This is a genomic window from Nitratireductor sp. J20-h4, from assembly GCF_056780505.1.
The window spans coordinates 3,434,903-3,448,214 of record NZ_CM165557.1; the positions used below are offsets into that span (position 1 = coordinate 3,434,903).

Genomic DNA, 13,312 nt, shown 5'->3' on the forward strand with positions numbered 1-13,312 from the left:
CGATGGCAGGGCGACCCAGCATGGCTTCAACGAAGCAATCCGGCCGGATGCGGCTGGTATGGCGACGTGCCGTGCAGGCACTCGAATATGCGGCGGCGCTCATCCTCGCTGGGATCATGCTGCTGACCGTCGTCGATGTCGGGGCACGGTACGCCTTCCAGCGGCCGATCGCCGCCGGCTTCGAGGTCACCGAGATGGCCATGCAGGTGATGATCTATCTCTGCATAGCGGTCGCCGTTGCCAGCAACGATCACATAAGGGTCACCCTTATCGACCCGGTCCTGAAGCAGGTGTCGTGGCTCAAGCGAACGATCGACGGTGTGTCGGGCGTGGCGATCGCGATGGCACTCGCTGGGATGGGGATCGCCATGATCGGGCTGGCCGCCGGCAAATCCGGTGAGGTCACGCTCGTGCTGGGACTACCGGTCGCGGCCGTGGCCTGGACGATCGCCCTGACCCTGATCCTTTCGGCGGCCCTGGCGGCCTATGCTGTCGTGGCCGGCCCTACCGACGACGAGGCCGAGGATGACTGAGTTCGTCATCGGCCTCGTTGCCCTTGTCGCCTTCATCCTGATCCGGATCCCTGTCGCGCTGGCGATGGGGATCATCGGGTTTGTCGGCTACGCCTACTACATGGGCTTCTCCGTCTCGAGCAAGATGGTGGCGGGTTCGGCTTTCGAGCTCGGCAGCTACATGCTGACCGTCATTCCGCTCTTCGTGCTGATGGGCAATTTCGTTGCCTCCAGCGGGCTCGGCCGCGACCTGTTCCGTGCGGCCTATGCCTTCATCGGCAGAATGCCCGGCGGGCTGGCGATCTCGGCCATTCTCGCCTCGGGTGGATTTGCGGCGATTTCCGGGTCCAGCGTGGCGTCCGCCGCCACGATGGCGAAGGTATCCTATCCGCCGATGCGCTCGTTCGGCTATTCGGATTCCTTCTCGCTGGCCACCATCGCCGCCGGCGGCACCCTGGGAATCCTCATTCCCCCGAGCGTCGTGCTCATCATCTACGGGATCCTGGCGGAGCAGAATATCGCCAAGCTCTTCCTGGCCGGCATCGTGCCCGGTCTGCTGGGCGTGGTCCTCTACACCTTGGCGGTGAGCTTCGTCGTCGCGCGCGACCGGGATGCGGGGCCGCGCGGCGAGTACGTTCCCTGGTCCGAGAAGTGGCGTGCCCTGCGCGAAGTCTGGGGCGTGATCGCCCTGTTCGTGCTGGTCATGGGCGGGCTCTACGGCGGCGTTTTCACGGCCACGGAAGGCGCGGGCATCGGGGCGTCCGGAGCACTGCTTCTCACATGGATCCGGGGGGCGATGACCCTGGCGGTGTTGCGGGATGCGTTCCTCGGCGCCGTGCGCACGACCGGCGCCCTGTTCCCCATCCTGCTCGGTTCGACGATCCTGGGGAATTTCATCGCCATGACCGGCGCGCCCGAAACGCTCGCCGACTGGATCGGCGACATCGACCCGCATCCGGCGATGCTGCTGTTCATTGTCGTGCTGCTCTACCTTTTCCTCGGTTTCTTCTTCGAGAGCTTCTCGACGCTGTTCATCACCATGCCGATCATTCTGCCGCTGATCGATGCGGCGGGTTTCGATCTGATCTGGTTCGGCATCATCGTCGTGGTGACCATCGAGATCGGTCTGCTGACCCCGCCCTTCGGTATGAACGTCTTCGTATTGACGTCGGTGTTCCGGAACATCGCCCCCGGACCCGTCTTCAGGGCGCTGATCCCTTTCATCATCGCCGACTTCATTCGAGTCGCGCTGCTGGCGCTGTTTCCGGCGCTCGTCCTTTTCCTGCCGTCCCAGATGTGACGCTCACGAACCGCGTCCAGGAGTTTTCCATGTCCGAAGTCATCCGTTCCGTCGAAACCGTGGGCGAGGCCATCCTCGATCTGCTGCAACTTCGCGGTGTGGACACCGTGATCGGCGGCGCGCCGACCTCGATGATCGAGGCGTTCGCGAAGTACGGGTCGCAGGGAAAGCCGGCGCCGCGGGCCATTCTCACGCCGCATGAACAGACCGCCGTGGCCATGGCGCACGGCTATTTCGCGGCGACCGGTCGCCCCCAGGCGGTCTATCTCTATTCCACGGTCGGCACCGCAAACGGCGTCGGCGGCATCATAAACGCGGCGCGGGCGCGCGTTCCCATGGTCATTCTGGCGGCCCGGTCACCGATCGCCGAGCAGAGGGACGTCGCCGGCGCGCGCGACATCCACGTGCAGTGGTCGCAGGAAAGCTACGACCAGGCCGCGATGGTGCGCGAGTACGTGAAGTGGGATTACGAGATCCGCCGGCCGGACCAGGTCGCCGACGTGATCGATCGCGCGTTCGAGGTCGCGATGGCCGAGCCCCAGGGGCCCGTCTACATCTCGATCCCGCGCGACGTGCAGGCGGCGGCCTTGGACGAGATCCGCGCGAGCGCGGCATCGCGGCGGATCACCGATGCGCGGCTGATGCCCGACCCGGCCCGTCTCGACGAGGCGGCGGACCTGCTCGCGTCGGCCGAAAATCCCGTCATCGTGACGTCCGAGCTCGGCAAGAGCGCCGCCGGCCGTGCGGCGCTGGCGCGTCTCTGCGATGTCGGCGGGTTCGGTGTCCTGGAGGCCAGCCCGGTCTACAGCAATCTCGATCCCGAGCATCCCTGCCACCTGGGCTATATCTTCGCGTCCCAGGTCAGCCCCGACCTCGAAAAGGCGGATGTCATCTTCGTCATCGAGTCCGATGTGCCGTGGTTCACCGCCCGCGTCACCGTTCCCGACAGCGCGAAGGTCATCCAGCTCGGCATCGATCCGTTCTACCAGCGCCTGCCGATGCGCGGGTTTCCGTGCGACGTGCCCCTGATCGGACATGCGGAGCCCGCGCTGGAAGGGCTGATCGAGAGGCTGGAAAGCCGCATTCCGGCCGACCTGCGAGGCCGCCGGATCGCCGCCCACCGCAGCCGCCGCCAGGACCAGCAGGCGCAGCTACGGGACGCGATCGCGCGCGAGGCGCAACTGTCCGAAATCACGCCGCTTTGGGCCAACCATTGCATCTCGCGGCTTCTCGACGACGACACCATCGTCGTGAACGAATATCCGATCGACCTGCGCGTCGTGCAGCCTGGCGCAGCCGGCAGCTATTTCGGTCCCTCCCATGCCGGCGGGCTGGGCTGGGGCTTCGGTGCGGCGCTCGGCGTCAAGGCCGCGCGGCCGGACAAGACGGTCATCTGCACGCTGGGCGACGGGTCGTATTATTACTGCGTGCCCGCCTCTTGCCATCAGATCGCGGCGGCGGAAGACCTGCCGATGCTGATCGTCGTCTTCAACAATGGCGGCTGGAACGAGGTCCGCAAGAGCGTCGTCAGCACCCACCCGCAGGGATGGGCGTCAAAGGCGAACGAGGTTCCCCTGACGCGGTTCGCAGTCCGGGCCGGTTTCGAGAACATCGCCGAGGCCTTCGGCGGTTATGGCGCTATGGTCGAGGATCCGGCCGAGCTTCTTCCCACACTCGAGGCGGCGTTGCGCGCGGTCAAGGACGAAGGGCGGCACGCCCTCGTCAACATCATCGTCAGCGTCTGACGCCGTGAAGGGACATAAGATGAGCGCCATCATCGAAGACATTCTGGCCGAGCAGCGCGCGGCTTTCCGGGCAGAGGGTTTTGCCCCGGTCGGGACGCGGCGGGACCGGCTGGTCCGCCTTGCAAGGGTGGTGCTGTCCCACGAGCGGGCGTTCGTGGAGGGGCTTCAGGAGGATTTCGGCAACCGCTCGCCTTTTGCCACGCGGGCCGGCGACATTCTGGGCAGCGTTGCGGCGATCGAATACCACCTTGCCCATTTCGAGAGCTGGATGCAGCCCGAGCGGGTGGCGCTGCCTCCTGAGGTGGAGGCGCACGGCACCTTTGCCGAAGTGCACTACCAGCCGCTCGGTGTGCTGGGAGCGATCGTTCCGTGGAACGGACCTGTGCTGATGGCCTGTCTCGCGGCCATGGGCGGTCTGGCGGCAGGCAACCGTGTGATGCTGAAAATGTCGGAGCTGGCGCCGGCGACAGGCGCCGCCTTCGAGGCCGCGATTGCCTTGTATTTCGACCGCAGCGAGCTTGCTGTCGTGAATGGCGATGCAAGCGTGGCCGCGACCTTCGCCAGCCTCCCGTTCGACCATCTGCTGTTCACTGGCTCAACCGCGACAGGCCGCAAAGTGGCACTTGCCGCCGCGGCAAATCTCGTTCCCGTGACGCTCGAGCTTGGCGGCAAGAGCCCGGTCATCGTCGGGGATACCGCCGACCTGAAGACCGTTGCCAACAGGCTGGTGGCCGGCAAGCTGGCTTCCGCCGGTCAGGTCTGCGTTTCGCCGGACTATGTGCTCGCGCCCGAAAGCAAGGTCGATGCGCTGGTTGAGCAGTGCCGGCACGCCGCTGCCGACATCTTTCCGCAGATGATGCGGGATATCGATTATACGAGCCTCATCGACCACCGCGCTAATGAGCGCATGAAGGCCCTGCTTGCCGACGCTTCGGGAAAGGGCGCGCGTGTCGACTTCGTTCCCGGCGACACCACCCTTGAAAACCTGCCTGCCAGCGGGCGTTTTCCCTTTGCGATCATCACCAATGTAACGGATGACATGGAAGTGATGCAGGAGGAAATCTTCGGTCCTCTGCTGCCCATCATTGGCGTTTCCGGCGTCAGCGAGGCGCTGGACAGGGTGTCGGATGGTGAGCATCCGCTGTCGGCTTACTATTTCGGCGACGATGAGCAGGAGGCCGCGCGTGTCGCGCGCGCGTTCCAAACCGGAAGCGTTGTCATCAACGACGTCAGGTGCCAGCTCACCTACGAGGCGCTGCCCTTCGGCGGCGTCGGCAAGAGCGGCATGGGCCGCTATCGTGGTCGGGCCGGGTTCGTGACCTTCAGCAACCGCAAGACGGTCCTGCACCAGAAGACGCCAGAGGCGGTGCTGGCGCGCGGCCGGCCGCCCTATTCTCAACAGGCCCATGATCTGATCGCGCAGGCGATTGCACTCAAGAAGACGCAATACCAGGTGGATTGAGACGGAGCCGATGTCGCGGCGCGGCTGAAGGATTTCAGTGCGGCGCGCGCAGTACATGCCCTGCGCGATAGAGCGCTGCCAGAAGCTCTGCTCGGTTGGCATAGCCGGTCTTGGCGAGGATCGCCTTGACGTGGTTCTTGACGGTGGGCAGGGCAATGGAGAGCAAACGTGAAATATCCTGATTGGGATAGCCGGACAGAAGAAGATCGAAGACCTCTCGTTCGCGTTCGGTCAGGCCCGAGAATATCTGTGCTTCCATGTTGTGGACGAGCGCCGTGCACCATAGATTTGCAAACAGCGGCTGCATTCTCGACAGCTTGATCATTTCCTCAGTAGTGAATTCACGCTCACCTTCGAGCCGCGCATAGCGCAGGCCGGCGCGTATGCCGCCTTCGGCATCGCGCAGGAACATCTCGGCCTTGTGCCTGATGCCGAGAACCTTGCGGAAGCCCTCCACATAATCCGCGTTCTCAAGGTCGGGGCCGTAGCCGGGAGCGGTGCCGAACACGTTCCGGTTCATCTTCGCAAAGCAACGGGGATGGTAAGGGTCCAGCGTGACGAATTTCCGGTAAAGCCCGCCCCAGTTTTCATTCGTGCTGCTGATGTGACCGTAAGGCTGAAACCTGCCATCGACCTCGTAGAACAGCACTCTGGTGGCCGGCACAATCAGGCGGGCTGTATCAAGAATGTAGTTCCTTGCGGCAAGGATATTCATTGGTCAAAGTTGTTCCCTGCCATGCGCGAGAGCATCATTCCAAAATTTGTAATGCCAGTTTCGCGCTGTGCCGTCTGCCTGTCAATCTACAACCAACCCGAACCGCCCGGGGCTTGCCGGAGGCCGTTTTGATTGAGTCACGCCGCCATGTCTGGCTGCTCCAGCATGGCGTAGTAGCGTTCCTCGGCTTCGGCCGGCGGGATATTGCCGATGGCTCCAGCTGCCGGCGATTGTTGAACCAGTCGACCCAGGTCAGCGTGGCGAATTCGACCGCCTCGAAGCTTCGCATGGTCCGCGGCGCCGGCTCTCTTGCCGGCATCGACCTCGGCCTTCTTCGCCCACGCGTTCAGCGTCTGGCCCGGGCAGCCGATCTTGGCTGAGATCGACATGATCGCTGCCCAGCGAGAGGAATGTTCATGCTCGTGATCCAAAACCAGCCGCACTGCACGCTGGCGCACTTCCGGAGAGAATTTGTTCGTTGTCTTGCTCATGATGGCTCCACCTTCCCAGGAGTTGGAGCCTCCGGCAAACCCGGGGCGGTTCAGATTCGAAGGCCAGCCATTCGACCGGAGCCAACCCCATCGGACCGCTTTCAGGACGAACATGGCCGACAGGTGTTGAAGGTTATTGAGAAGGGTTGGGAGACACTGCCCCTAAACTGCCCCCAGAACGCAAAATCGCCCCGGAGGAGATCCGGGGCGATTTTATAAGAAGCTGATCTATTTGGTATTTTTGGTTGCGGGGGCAGGATTTGAACCTGCGACCTTCAGGTTATGAGTCGTGTCGAACGAACCATGAACAATCACTCGGAACCGCGAGTTCTTGCGCAATTTCCGCCACTTGGCGATCCCGGAGACGCGGACCGGCTTCGCGCGATCTGTCAGGATTGCGCAGCGTTTTTCGGCCGCGTGCTTCCATAATGCTTCCAACGGGCCGAGACCTGATTTTCCGGTAGCACGACCATCAGGCGGCGGTGAGCGACCAGAACCCGAACTTCCTGCCATGTGCCTCCTTCAGCCGAGCGACGTAGGCGTCGTGCGTCTCGAACGCGCCGAAGTCCGGGATGTCCCGCGCGAGCCGGGCGCAGGAGACCAGGTGCTCGGCGGCATAGCGATACCGCTTCGCCCGGGATCTGGTGAGCGTGAAGTCGATCATCGCGCGGAGCACCAGCGTCGCGGCCAGCGGATGACGCTCTGACAGGGCCTCCGCCGCGGGGGCGAGATACTCGTAGTGATCCCCGTCGATCTCATCGTGCCGGGCCTCCAGGAGGTCTGCGGCGCGATCCAGCGCCGGCCAGTCGAGGAAGAACTGCAGGGCGTGGAGAAGACTTGGATAAGCTAAGGCGTGCGCCATCGCCCGCTCTTCGGCCTCGATGTCGTCGAAGTCGGGAAGCCGCTTGAGATACACCCGCAGGTAACTGTCGGAGAGCATGCACTCGAAGCAGTCCCATCGGAACGCCTGCGCCTCCTCACCGCGACCCAGCGCCTCCAGCGTCTGCAGGCGAATGTCCTGCCAGGCCAGCGGAACCCGCAAGCCGTCGCCGAGCTCCGCGCGCTCGAGGAACCCCAGCGCCTCGCCCGCCCTGTCGGCCGCGAGCAGGCGCTGCGCGATTTCGGCCGCGACCTGCGGCACCTTGCGCGTCTTCGCATCGTACTGGGCGATGAAACCGTCGACGTCGCCCTGCGCGTCGGCGATGGCCTTGAGCGCCATGGTGACCGTGCTCGCGCGCTCACGCGCCCGCATCTCGTGCTCGTAGCTCGTGCCGCCCGGGCCCCAGCCCACCGCCTTCCATTGGTCCTTCGGCGGAACCGGCAGAGGCGAGCGACCGAGTTCTTCGGCCATCGATTTCAGGGCCGCCAACCCCTCGTCGCCGAGCGCCGGCGCCATGATGCCGATCAGGCCGTCATACTGGCCATAGCCGTTGTCCTGCAGCGCATCGAGGACAGTGCCGGCGAGCGCCTGCGGATCCGGCCGGACCTTCTCGGCGAGCTGACCCAGATCGGCGCAGGCCTGGTGGAAGATGCCGATGACGGTCCCGCTGGAGTCGTCGCAGCGCTCGAAGACGGGCGTGGCGAGCGCCATGAACCGCCACATCAGCGCCAGCGCCTCGTCCGGATCGGCCGGCGCGATCTGCTCGACGATGGCGCGCCGCTGGGTTTCGAGATCGGTGACCAGCGCCTTGCGGTTCTTCCAGGTGATGAAGCTGCGGGCGCGGGCGATGCTTGTCAGCCGCTTGGTGATCTCCCGCGCGGCCTCTCTCGGGCTCTGAGCCCCCGCCAGCGCGAGACGCAGCTTGCGCTTGGCGGCCGCATTGCCGGTGCTGACCTCGATCAGCAATTGCGCCAGGCGCTCTGCGCCCAGCGCTTCGAGGTTCTTCGCATTGAGGGTGGTCTTCGACGCCATCGGATCGCCAGTTTCTTTTCTCCGAGCCTAACAGCAGCCCGCGGGCACCGGAACCTGCGTTCTGATTCGCTGGGCTCGTCGATTTCCCGCGCCAGTGCGCCAAAACGCCCTGCGCAGAAATGCGAGCCACTTCCTTTTTCTTCGCGATTTCAATGTGTTCGTTGACTGTCGCCCGCGCTTCAGCACTGTGGAACGGCAAAAGAACCACCGAAGAGCGCCATGCCCAGGATCACCAAACGCCTCGTCGACGCCGCAGAAGCCCGCTCCGCCGAATACTTCGTCTGGGACAGTGAGATCCCCGGCTTCGGGCTGCGGGTGCTGCCGAGCGGGCGCAAGGGCTACGTGGTCCAGTACCGCGCCGGACGCCGGTCCCGGCGGATCAGCCTCGGGCCCAGCACGGTGCTGACCTGCGAGCAGGCGCGCAACCGCGCCATCTCCATCGTCGCCGCCGCGCGCAACGGCGCGGACCCCGCCGCCGAGCGGGACGCGGGGCGCAAGGCGATCACGGTGAAGGAGCTGGCCGAGCGGTTCGACAGGGAACACATCGCGATCCGCGTGAAGGCCAGCACAGCCAAGGAATATCGCCGGAACCTCGAACGCTTCATCCTGCCCGCGCTCGGGCAGCTGACGGTCACGGGCATCACCCGGGCGGACGTGGCGAAGTTCCACCACGACCTCCGCCACATCCCCTATCAGGCGAACCGCTGCCTCGAAGTGGTCTCGAAGATGTTCAGCCTCGCCGAGATGTGGGGCCTGCGTCCGGACGGCACCAACCCGCGAAAGCACATCCGGAAATACCCCGAGGAGAAGCGCGAGCGCTTTCTCAGCGCGACTGAACTCCGCCGGATCGGCGAGGTCCTGCGCGAGATGGAGGTGGAGGGGATCGAACTGCCCTCGGCCATCCTCGCCGCGCGCTTGCTGATCCTGACTGGGTGTCGGCTGAACGAGATCATGACGCTGAAATGGGAATATGTCGATCTGGCCGAGCGCGTCCTGCGCCTGCCGGATTCCAAGTCCGGCGCCAAGGTCGTCCATCTCGGCCAGCCCGTCGTCGATCTGCTCCGCGACGCTCAGCGCATCGACGAGAACCCGTGGGTCATCACCGGCACCCTGCCGGGCAAGCGCCTGAGCGATCTCCAGCCCTTCTGGCAGCGCCTTCGCGCCCGCTCCGGGGTGAAGGACGTCCGCATACACGACCTGCGCCACACCTTCGCGTCGACCGCAGTCGCCTCGGGTCAGGGCCTACCGATGATCGGCAAGCTTCTCGGCCACACGCAGGTACAGACCACGGCGCGCTACGCCCACCTCGCCGCCGAGCCCGTGAAACTTGCCGCAAACGACGTGTCCGGAACCCTCTCAGCTTACCTGAACTGATCCGGCAGCTCGCCCCTGGCCAATCCGCGAGAAGAACGCTTGTTGCTTCCGCAATTTTCCACTATTTTCTCAGCATCGCTCCCGAGGGGCCGTGCCGCCAATGAGCATCGAAATTCTAACGATCCGAGAGGTCGCCGAGTATCTCAAGATCAATGAGAAGACGGCCTATCGCCTCGCGGCAGAGGGCAAACTTCCCGGCTTCAAGGTCGGTGGCGCATGGCGCTTTCGGAAGGACGAAATAGAGAAGCTGACCAAGAGCAGCACAACTCAGAACCAAGACGGGAAAGACACCGAATGAAAGCCACCCAGCAAGATCTCATCAACTTCATATTTGGGATCGCAAACAAGCTGCGTGGACCTTACCGGCCGCCGCAGTATCGACGCGTCATGTTGCCGATGACCGTACTGCGGCGCCTCGACTGCGTTCTTGAGACCACCAAGGACGCCGTGCTCAAAGAGTATGAGAAGCTGAAGGCGCAGGGCCTGCCGGACCGTGCCATCCACGGCAAGCTGGCGAAGATCGCCGCGAAAGACCGGAGCCAACCACTCTATAACGTCAGCCCCTTCACCTTCGCCAAGCTGCTCGGGGACCCCGACAACATCGGGCGCAACCTCGTCGCCTACATCAAGAGCTTTTCGCCCAAGGCGCAGGAGATCTTCGACAAGTTCGAGTTCGAGAAAGAAATCGAAAAGCTCGATAACGCGAACCGCCTGTTCCTGATTGTCAGGGAGTTCGCCGGGGTCGATCTGCACCCCAAGCGCGTCGATAACATGCAGATGGGCTACGTCTTCGAAGAGCTCGTCCGGAAGTTCAACGAACAAGCCAACGAGGAGGCCGGGGACCACTTCACCCCGCGCGAGGTCATCCGTCTCATGGCACATCTCCTCTACACAGAGGACGAGGACGTCTACACGCCGAACATCGTGCGTACGATCTACGACCCGACCTGCGGCACCGGCGGCATGCTTTCGGTATCGGAAGAGTACATCACTCGGGACGGGCACAACCCCGATGCTCACCTCGAGCTCTTCGGCCAGGAGTACAACGAGGAGTCATGGGCGATCTGCTGTTCGGACATGCTGATCAAGGACGAGCCCGTCGACAACATTGCCTTTGGCGACACGCTGGGCGACGGCAAGACCTTCGACGGCCATCCGGACAAGAAGTTCCACTACATGCTGGCGAACCCGCCCTTCGGCGTGGAATGGAAGCCGGAGAAGGATGAGGTCGAGGAGGAGTACAATAGCCTCGGCTTCAAGGGCCGCTTCGGCCCCGGGCTGCCCCGCATCAGCGATGGCGCGCTGCTGTTCCTCCTGCACATGATTTCGAAGATGCACCCGTCTCCCGAAAAGGGCGGCGAGGGGTCGAAGATCGCGATCGTGTTCAATGGTTCGCCCCTCTTCGCGGGGGAACCGGGCCCGAGCGAAAGCAACATCCGTCGCTGGATCATCGAGAATGACTGGCTCGACGCCATCGTCGCCTTGCCAGATCAGCTGTTCTACAACACCGGCATCTTTACCTACATCTGGCTGGTCTCGAACCGGAAGCCGGCGGCGCGCAAGGGGAAGGTCCATCTCATCGATGCGACCAGGCACTTCCGCAAGATGACCAAGAGCCTCGGCAACAAGCGCAACGAACTCAGCGACGACCACATCTCCGAGATCACGCGCCTCTACGCCAACTTCGTGAATGGCGAGACGTCGAAGGTCCAGGTCAACGGCGCGGCGGAAGAGCGCGTCTGCAGCAAGGTCTTCGACAACCGCGAGTTCGGTTTCCTCAAGCTCACCGTCGAACGCCCGCTGCGGCTGAACTTCCAGGCATCGCCCGACCGCATCGAGCGCCTAAAGGGCGAGACCGCGTTCAGGCAGCTGGCCGAGAGCAAGAAGCGCAAGGACGAAAAGGCGCGCGCAGCCGAGATCGCCGCGGGTGAAGCCGTGCAGGCGGCGATACTCGAGGTCCTCGGCAAGCTGGATCCGGAGCCGCTCTACAAGGACCGGGAGGAGTTCACCGAGGTCGTCAATGACGCCTTCAAGAAGCCCGGCGTCAAGATCACGGCGCCGATCCGCAAGGCCATCCTCACCGCCCTGTCCGAGCGCGACCCGACCGCCAATCCCTGCCTCAACGCCAGCGGCGATCCGGAGCCCGATCCGCAGTTGAGGGACACGGAAATTGTGCCGCTGCCGGCGGACGCGCCTATGCCGCTGCCCATCGGCTACGACAAGGACGCGGACAACCGAGAGCTCGTGGCGCTCTTCCGTGACCACTGCGAAGACTACCTGGCGCGGGAGGTGCTGCCGCACTGGGACGACGCCTGGATCGACTATTCGAAGACGAAGGTCGGTTACGAGATCCCGATCAACAGGAACTTCTACACCTACGAGCCACCAGAGCCACTCGAGAAGATCGAAGATGCAATCAAGACCATGGAAGCAGACATTTTCTCGAAGCTGAAGGAGGCCGTAGCGTGAGCGTGTCGCCGTATAAAGAGTACAAGCCTGCAGGCACTCAATGGATCAATTCTGTTCCGTCGCACTGGCGGGTCGAGAGGCTAAAATTTGTCGCATCAAATAATTCAAGCAATGTAGACAAGCACTCATTCGAGGACGAAATACCCGTACGCCTCTGCAATTACACTGATGTTTATTATAATGAATTCATAACCGACGACCTCGACTTCATGGAGGCGACGGCAACAGAACAGGAAATAGAACGCTTCAGGCTGGTTCCTGGCGATGTCATAATTACGAAAGATTCTGAGTCTTGGGATGATATTGCCATCCCAGCGCTCGTTAGCGAGCCGCTAAATAATGTTTTGTGCGGCTACCATCTTTCGCACATTAGGCCCAATGAGGAACATATTGTTGGTCGTTATCTTTACTGGCTGCTTTGCTCTGAAACGATCAACCGGCAATTTCAAGTGTCAGCAAATGGCGTCACTCGATTTGGCCTCCCCAAATACCATATCGATAACGCAATCCTTTTAGTTCCACCCATCGAAGAACAACATGCAATTGCGGATTTTCTGGAAGAAAAGACAAAAGACTTTGATTCTACCGTGATGCGAATTGGAGGTGCGAAAGCGCTGGACGTTGCGAGTGAAGATAGTTGGATCGGGTTGATCCGAAAGTACAAGAGCGCCTTGGTGACAGCCGCAACGACGGGTCAGATTAGAGTGGCCTAGTATGACCATTAATGCCCGCGGCTACCTCGACCACCTGAAGGTCTACCTGAACACGGCTTGTTACGGTAAGACCTGCCTTGCCAATGAGGCCCGCGGGATTGGGGGAAACCAGCTCGTACTATCCGAGAAAGTCGAAGGGACCCGCCGACGCCGCAAGGTGACGCTCGAGTTCGACGACGACGCCTTTGCCATCAAGCTGGATCAGGGCAACGATCCGCTGTTTCACTTCCTGACGAACGGCGATGGCCACCTCTGGTCCCGCCGCTGCGACTTCGTCGTCTTTGAGCGTCGGGGCGAGCGGCTGCACGCCCACTGCATCGAGTTCAAGGAAGCCTCCACCCGGATCCCGGTCGACAACATCTTCCTGCAGCTCAGGGCCGCAGAGGCCTGGTGCCGCAGCCTGCACAAGATCCTTGGCGTCTATGTCGACGAAGCGAAGAAGATCAACCTGTCGTGCTATGTCTTCACCGGGTGCCAGAACCCCGCCCCGGACCTGGACGATACCGGAAAGTATTTGAGGAAGCACCCGTCGATCCGACACTATCTCTTCGACGAAGTGGACGCGATGAATTTGAAGGACCTGGAGAATTCTACCGTGAAGGTCATTCAGTAAAGCGTG

At 62.7% G+C, this 13,312-nt stretch carries 11 protein-coding genes and 2 pseudogenes; 9 read left to right on the forward strand and 4 right to left on the reverse strand.

Annotated features, from left to right (window positions below; all coding sequences use genetic code 11):
• The first annotated feature begins 20 nt into the window (after positions 1–20).
• Genes ACT2B0_RS16450 through ACT2B0_RS16465 form a run of 4 tightly spaced genes read left to right on the forward strand, consistent with a single transcriptional unit; the run spans position 21 to position 5,019 of the window.
• On the forward strand, positions 21–533 hold the full coding sequence (locus tag ACT2B0_RS16450; RefSeq protein WP_473459290.1) for a TRAP transporter small permease: 513 nt from the start codon (positions 21–23) through the stop codon (positions 531–533).
• Positions 526–1,812, forward strand: coding sequence for a TRAP transporter large permease (locus ACT2B0_RS16455; RefSeq protein ID WP_348393594.1), 1,287 nt, complete (start codon positions 526–528; stop codon positions 1,810–1,812). Before ACT2B0_RS16450 ends, ACT2B0_RS16455 begins: the two co-directional genes overlap by 8 nt.
• A 29-nt stretch (positions 1,813–1,841) precedes the next feature.
• A complete protein-coding gene (locus ACT2B0_RS16460; RefSeq protein ID WP_348452508.1) occupies positions 1,842–3,557 on the forward strand; it encodes a thiamine pyrophosphate-requiring protein in 1,716 nt (571 codons plus the stop codon).
• Between the two features lie 19 nt (positions 3,558–3,576).
• Positions 3,577–5,019, forward strand: a complete 1,443-nt coding sequence (locus ACT2B0_RS16465; protein ID WP_473459293.1) for an aldehyde dehydrogenase family protein — start codon at positions 3,577–3,579, stop codon at positions 5,017–5,019.
• A 34-nt stretch (positions 5,020–5,053) separates the two neighbouring features.
• Here the strand turns inward: ACT2B0_RS16465 and ACT2B0_RS16470 are convergent, their stop codons facing one another.
• The 4 genes and pseudogenes from ACT2B0_RS16470 to ACT2B0_RS16485 all read right to left on the reverse strand — a co-directional run bounded on the left by ACT2B0_RS16470 (position 5,054) and on the right by ACT2B0_RS16485 (position 8,137).
• Positions 5,054–5,734, reverse strand: a complete 681-nt coding sequence (locus ACT2B0_RS16470; RefSeq protein ID WP_348394023.1) for a helix-turn-helix domain-containing protein — start codon at positions 5,732–5,734, stop codon at positions 5,054–5,056.
• Positions 5,735–5,871: 137 nt separating this feature from the next.
• A pseudogene (locus ACT2B0_RS16475) lies at positions 5,872–6,020 on the reverse strand (IS3 family transposase); the annotation flags it as partial.
• 13 nt (positions 6,021–6,033) lie between these two features.
• Positions 6,034–6,225 (reverse strand): annotated as a pseudogene (locus ACT2B0_RS16480) (transposase); the annotation flags it as partial.
• Positions 6,226–6,697: 472 nt separating this feature from the next.
• Positions 6,698–8,137 carry a DUF6880 family protein gene (locus ACT2B0_RS16485; RefSeq protein ID WP_481658415.1) on the reverse strand — a complete coding sequence of 480 codons (1,440 nt, stop codon included), beginning with the start codon at positions 8,135–8,137 and terminating at the stop codon, positions 6,698–6,700.
• A gap of 219 nt (positions 8,138–8,356) precedes the next feature.
• Here ACT2B0_RS16485 and ACT2B0_RS16490 point away from each other — a divergent pair, with 219 nt between their 5' ends.
• The 5 genes from ACT2B0_RS16490 (at position 8,357) to ACT2B0_RS16510 (ending at position 13,306) form a co-directional block, all read left to right on the forward strand.
• Positions 8,357–9,511 carry a tyrosine-type recombinase/integrase gene (locus ACT2B0_RS16490; RefSeq protein WP_473459295.1) on the forward strand — a complete coding sequence of 385 codons (1,155 nt, stop codon included), beginning with the start codon at positions 8,357–8,359 and terminating at the stop codon, positions 9,509–9,511.
• Positions 9,512–9,611: 100 nt separating this feature from the next.
• Positions 9,612–9,809, forward strand: a complete 198-nt coding sequence (locus ACT2B0_RS16495; protein ID WP_473459297.1) for a helix-turn-helix domain-containing protein — start codon at positions 9,612–9,614, stop codon at positions 9,807–9,809.
• Positions 9,806–11,980, forward strand: a complete 2,175-nt coding sequence (locus ACT2B0_RS16500; protein WP_473459299.1) for a type I restriction-modification system subunit M — start codon at positions 9,806–9,808, stop codon at positions 11,978–11,980. The genes ACT2B0_RS16495 and ACT2B0_RS16500 overlap by 4 nt, the downstream gene beginning before the upstream one ends.
• Positions 11,977–12,693 carry a restriction endonuclease subunit S gene (locus tag ACT2B0_RS16505; RefSeq protein WP_473459301.1) on the forward strand — a complete coding sequence of 239 codons (717 nt, stop codon included), beginning with the start codon at positions 11,977–11,979 and terminating at the stop codon, positions 12,691–12,693. The genes ACT2B0_RS16500 and ACT2B0_RS16505 overlap by 4 nt, the downstream gene beginning before the upstream one ends.
• Position 12,694: 1 nt before the next feature.
• Entirely contained in the window at positions 12,695–13,306 is a 612-nt protein-coding gene (locus ACT2B0_RS16510; protein WP_473459303.1) for a hypothetical protein, read from the forward strand.
• The last annotated feature ends 6 nt before the right edge of the window (positions 13,307–13,312 follow it).

What these genes read in the sequence shown, in the direction of transcription:
- ACT2B0_RS16450 (WP_473459290.1), top strand. Translation starts at nt 21, where the DNA reads ATGGCTTCAACGAAGCAATCCGGCCGGATGCGGCTGGTATGGCGACGT.
- ACT2B0_RS16455 (WP_348393594.1), top strand. Translation starts at nt 526, where the DNA reads ATGACTGAGTTCGTCATCGGCCTCGTTGCCCTTGTCGCCTTCATCCTG.
- ACT2B0_RS16460 (WP_348452508.1), top strand. Translation starts at nt 1,842, where the DNA reads ATGTCCGAAGTCATCCGTTCCGTCGAAACCGTGGGCGAGGCCATCCTC.
- ACT2B0_RS16465 (WP_473459293.1), top strand. Translation starts at nt 3,577, where the DNA reads ATGAGCGCCATCATCGAAGACATTCTGGCCGAGCAGCGCGCGGCTTTC.
- ACT2B0_RS16470 (WP_348394023.1), bottom strand. Translation starts at nt 5,734, where the DNA reads ATGAATATCCTTGCCGCAAGGAACTACATTCTTGATACAGCCCGCCTG.
- ACT2B0_RS16485 (WP_481658415.1), bottom strand. Translation starts at nt 8,137, where the DNA reads ATGGCGTCGAAGACCACCCTCAATGCGAAGAACCTCGAAGCGCTGGGC.
- ACT2B0_RS16490 (WP_473459295.1), top strand. Translation starts at nt 8,357, where the DNA reads ATGCCCAGGATCACCAAACGCCTCGTCGACGCCGCAGAAGCCCGCTCC.
- ACT2B0_RS16495 (WP_473459297.1), top strand. Translation starts at nt 9,612, where the DNA reads ATGAGCATCGAAATTCTAACGATCCGAGAGGTCGCCGAGTATCTCAAG.
- ACT2B0_RS16500 (WP_473459299.1), top strand. Translation starts at nt 9,806, where the DNA reads ATGAAAGCCACCCAGCAAGATCTCATCAACTTCATATTTGGGATCGCA.
- ACT2B0_RS16510 (WP_473459303.1), top strand. Translation starts at nt 12,695, where the DNA reads ATGACCATTAATGCCCGCGGCTACCTCGACCACCTGAAGGTCTACCTG.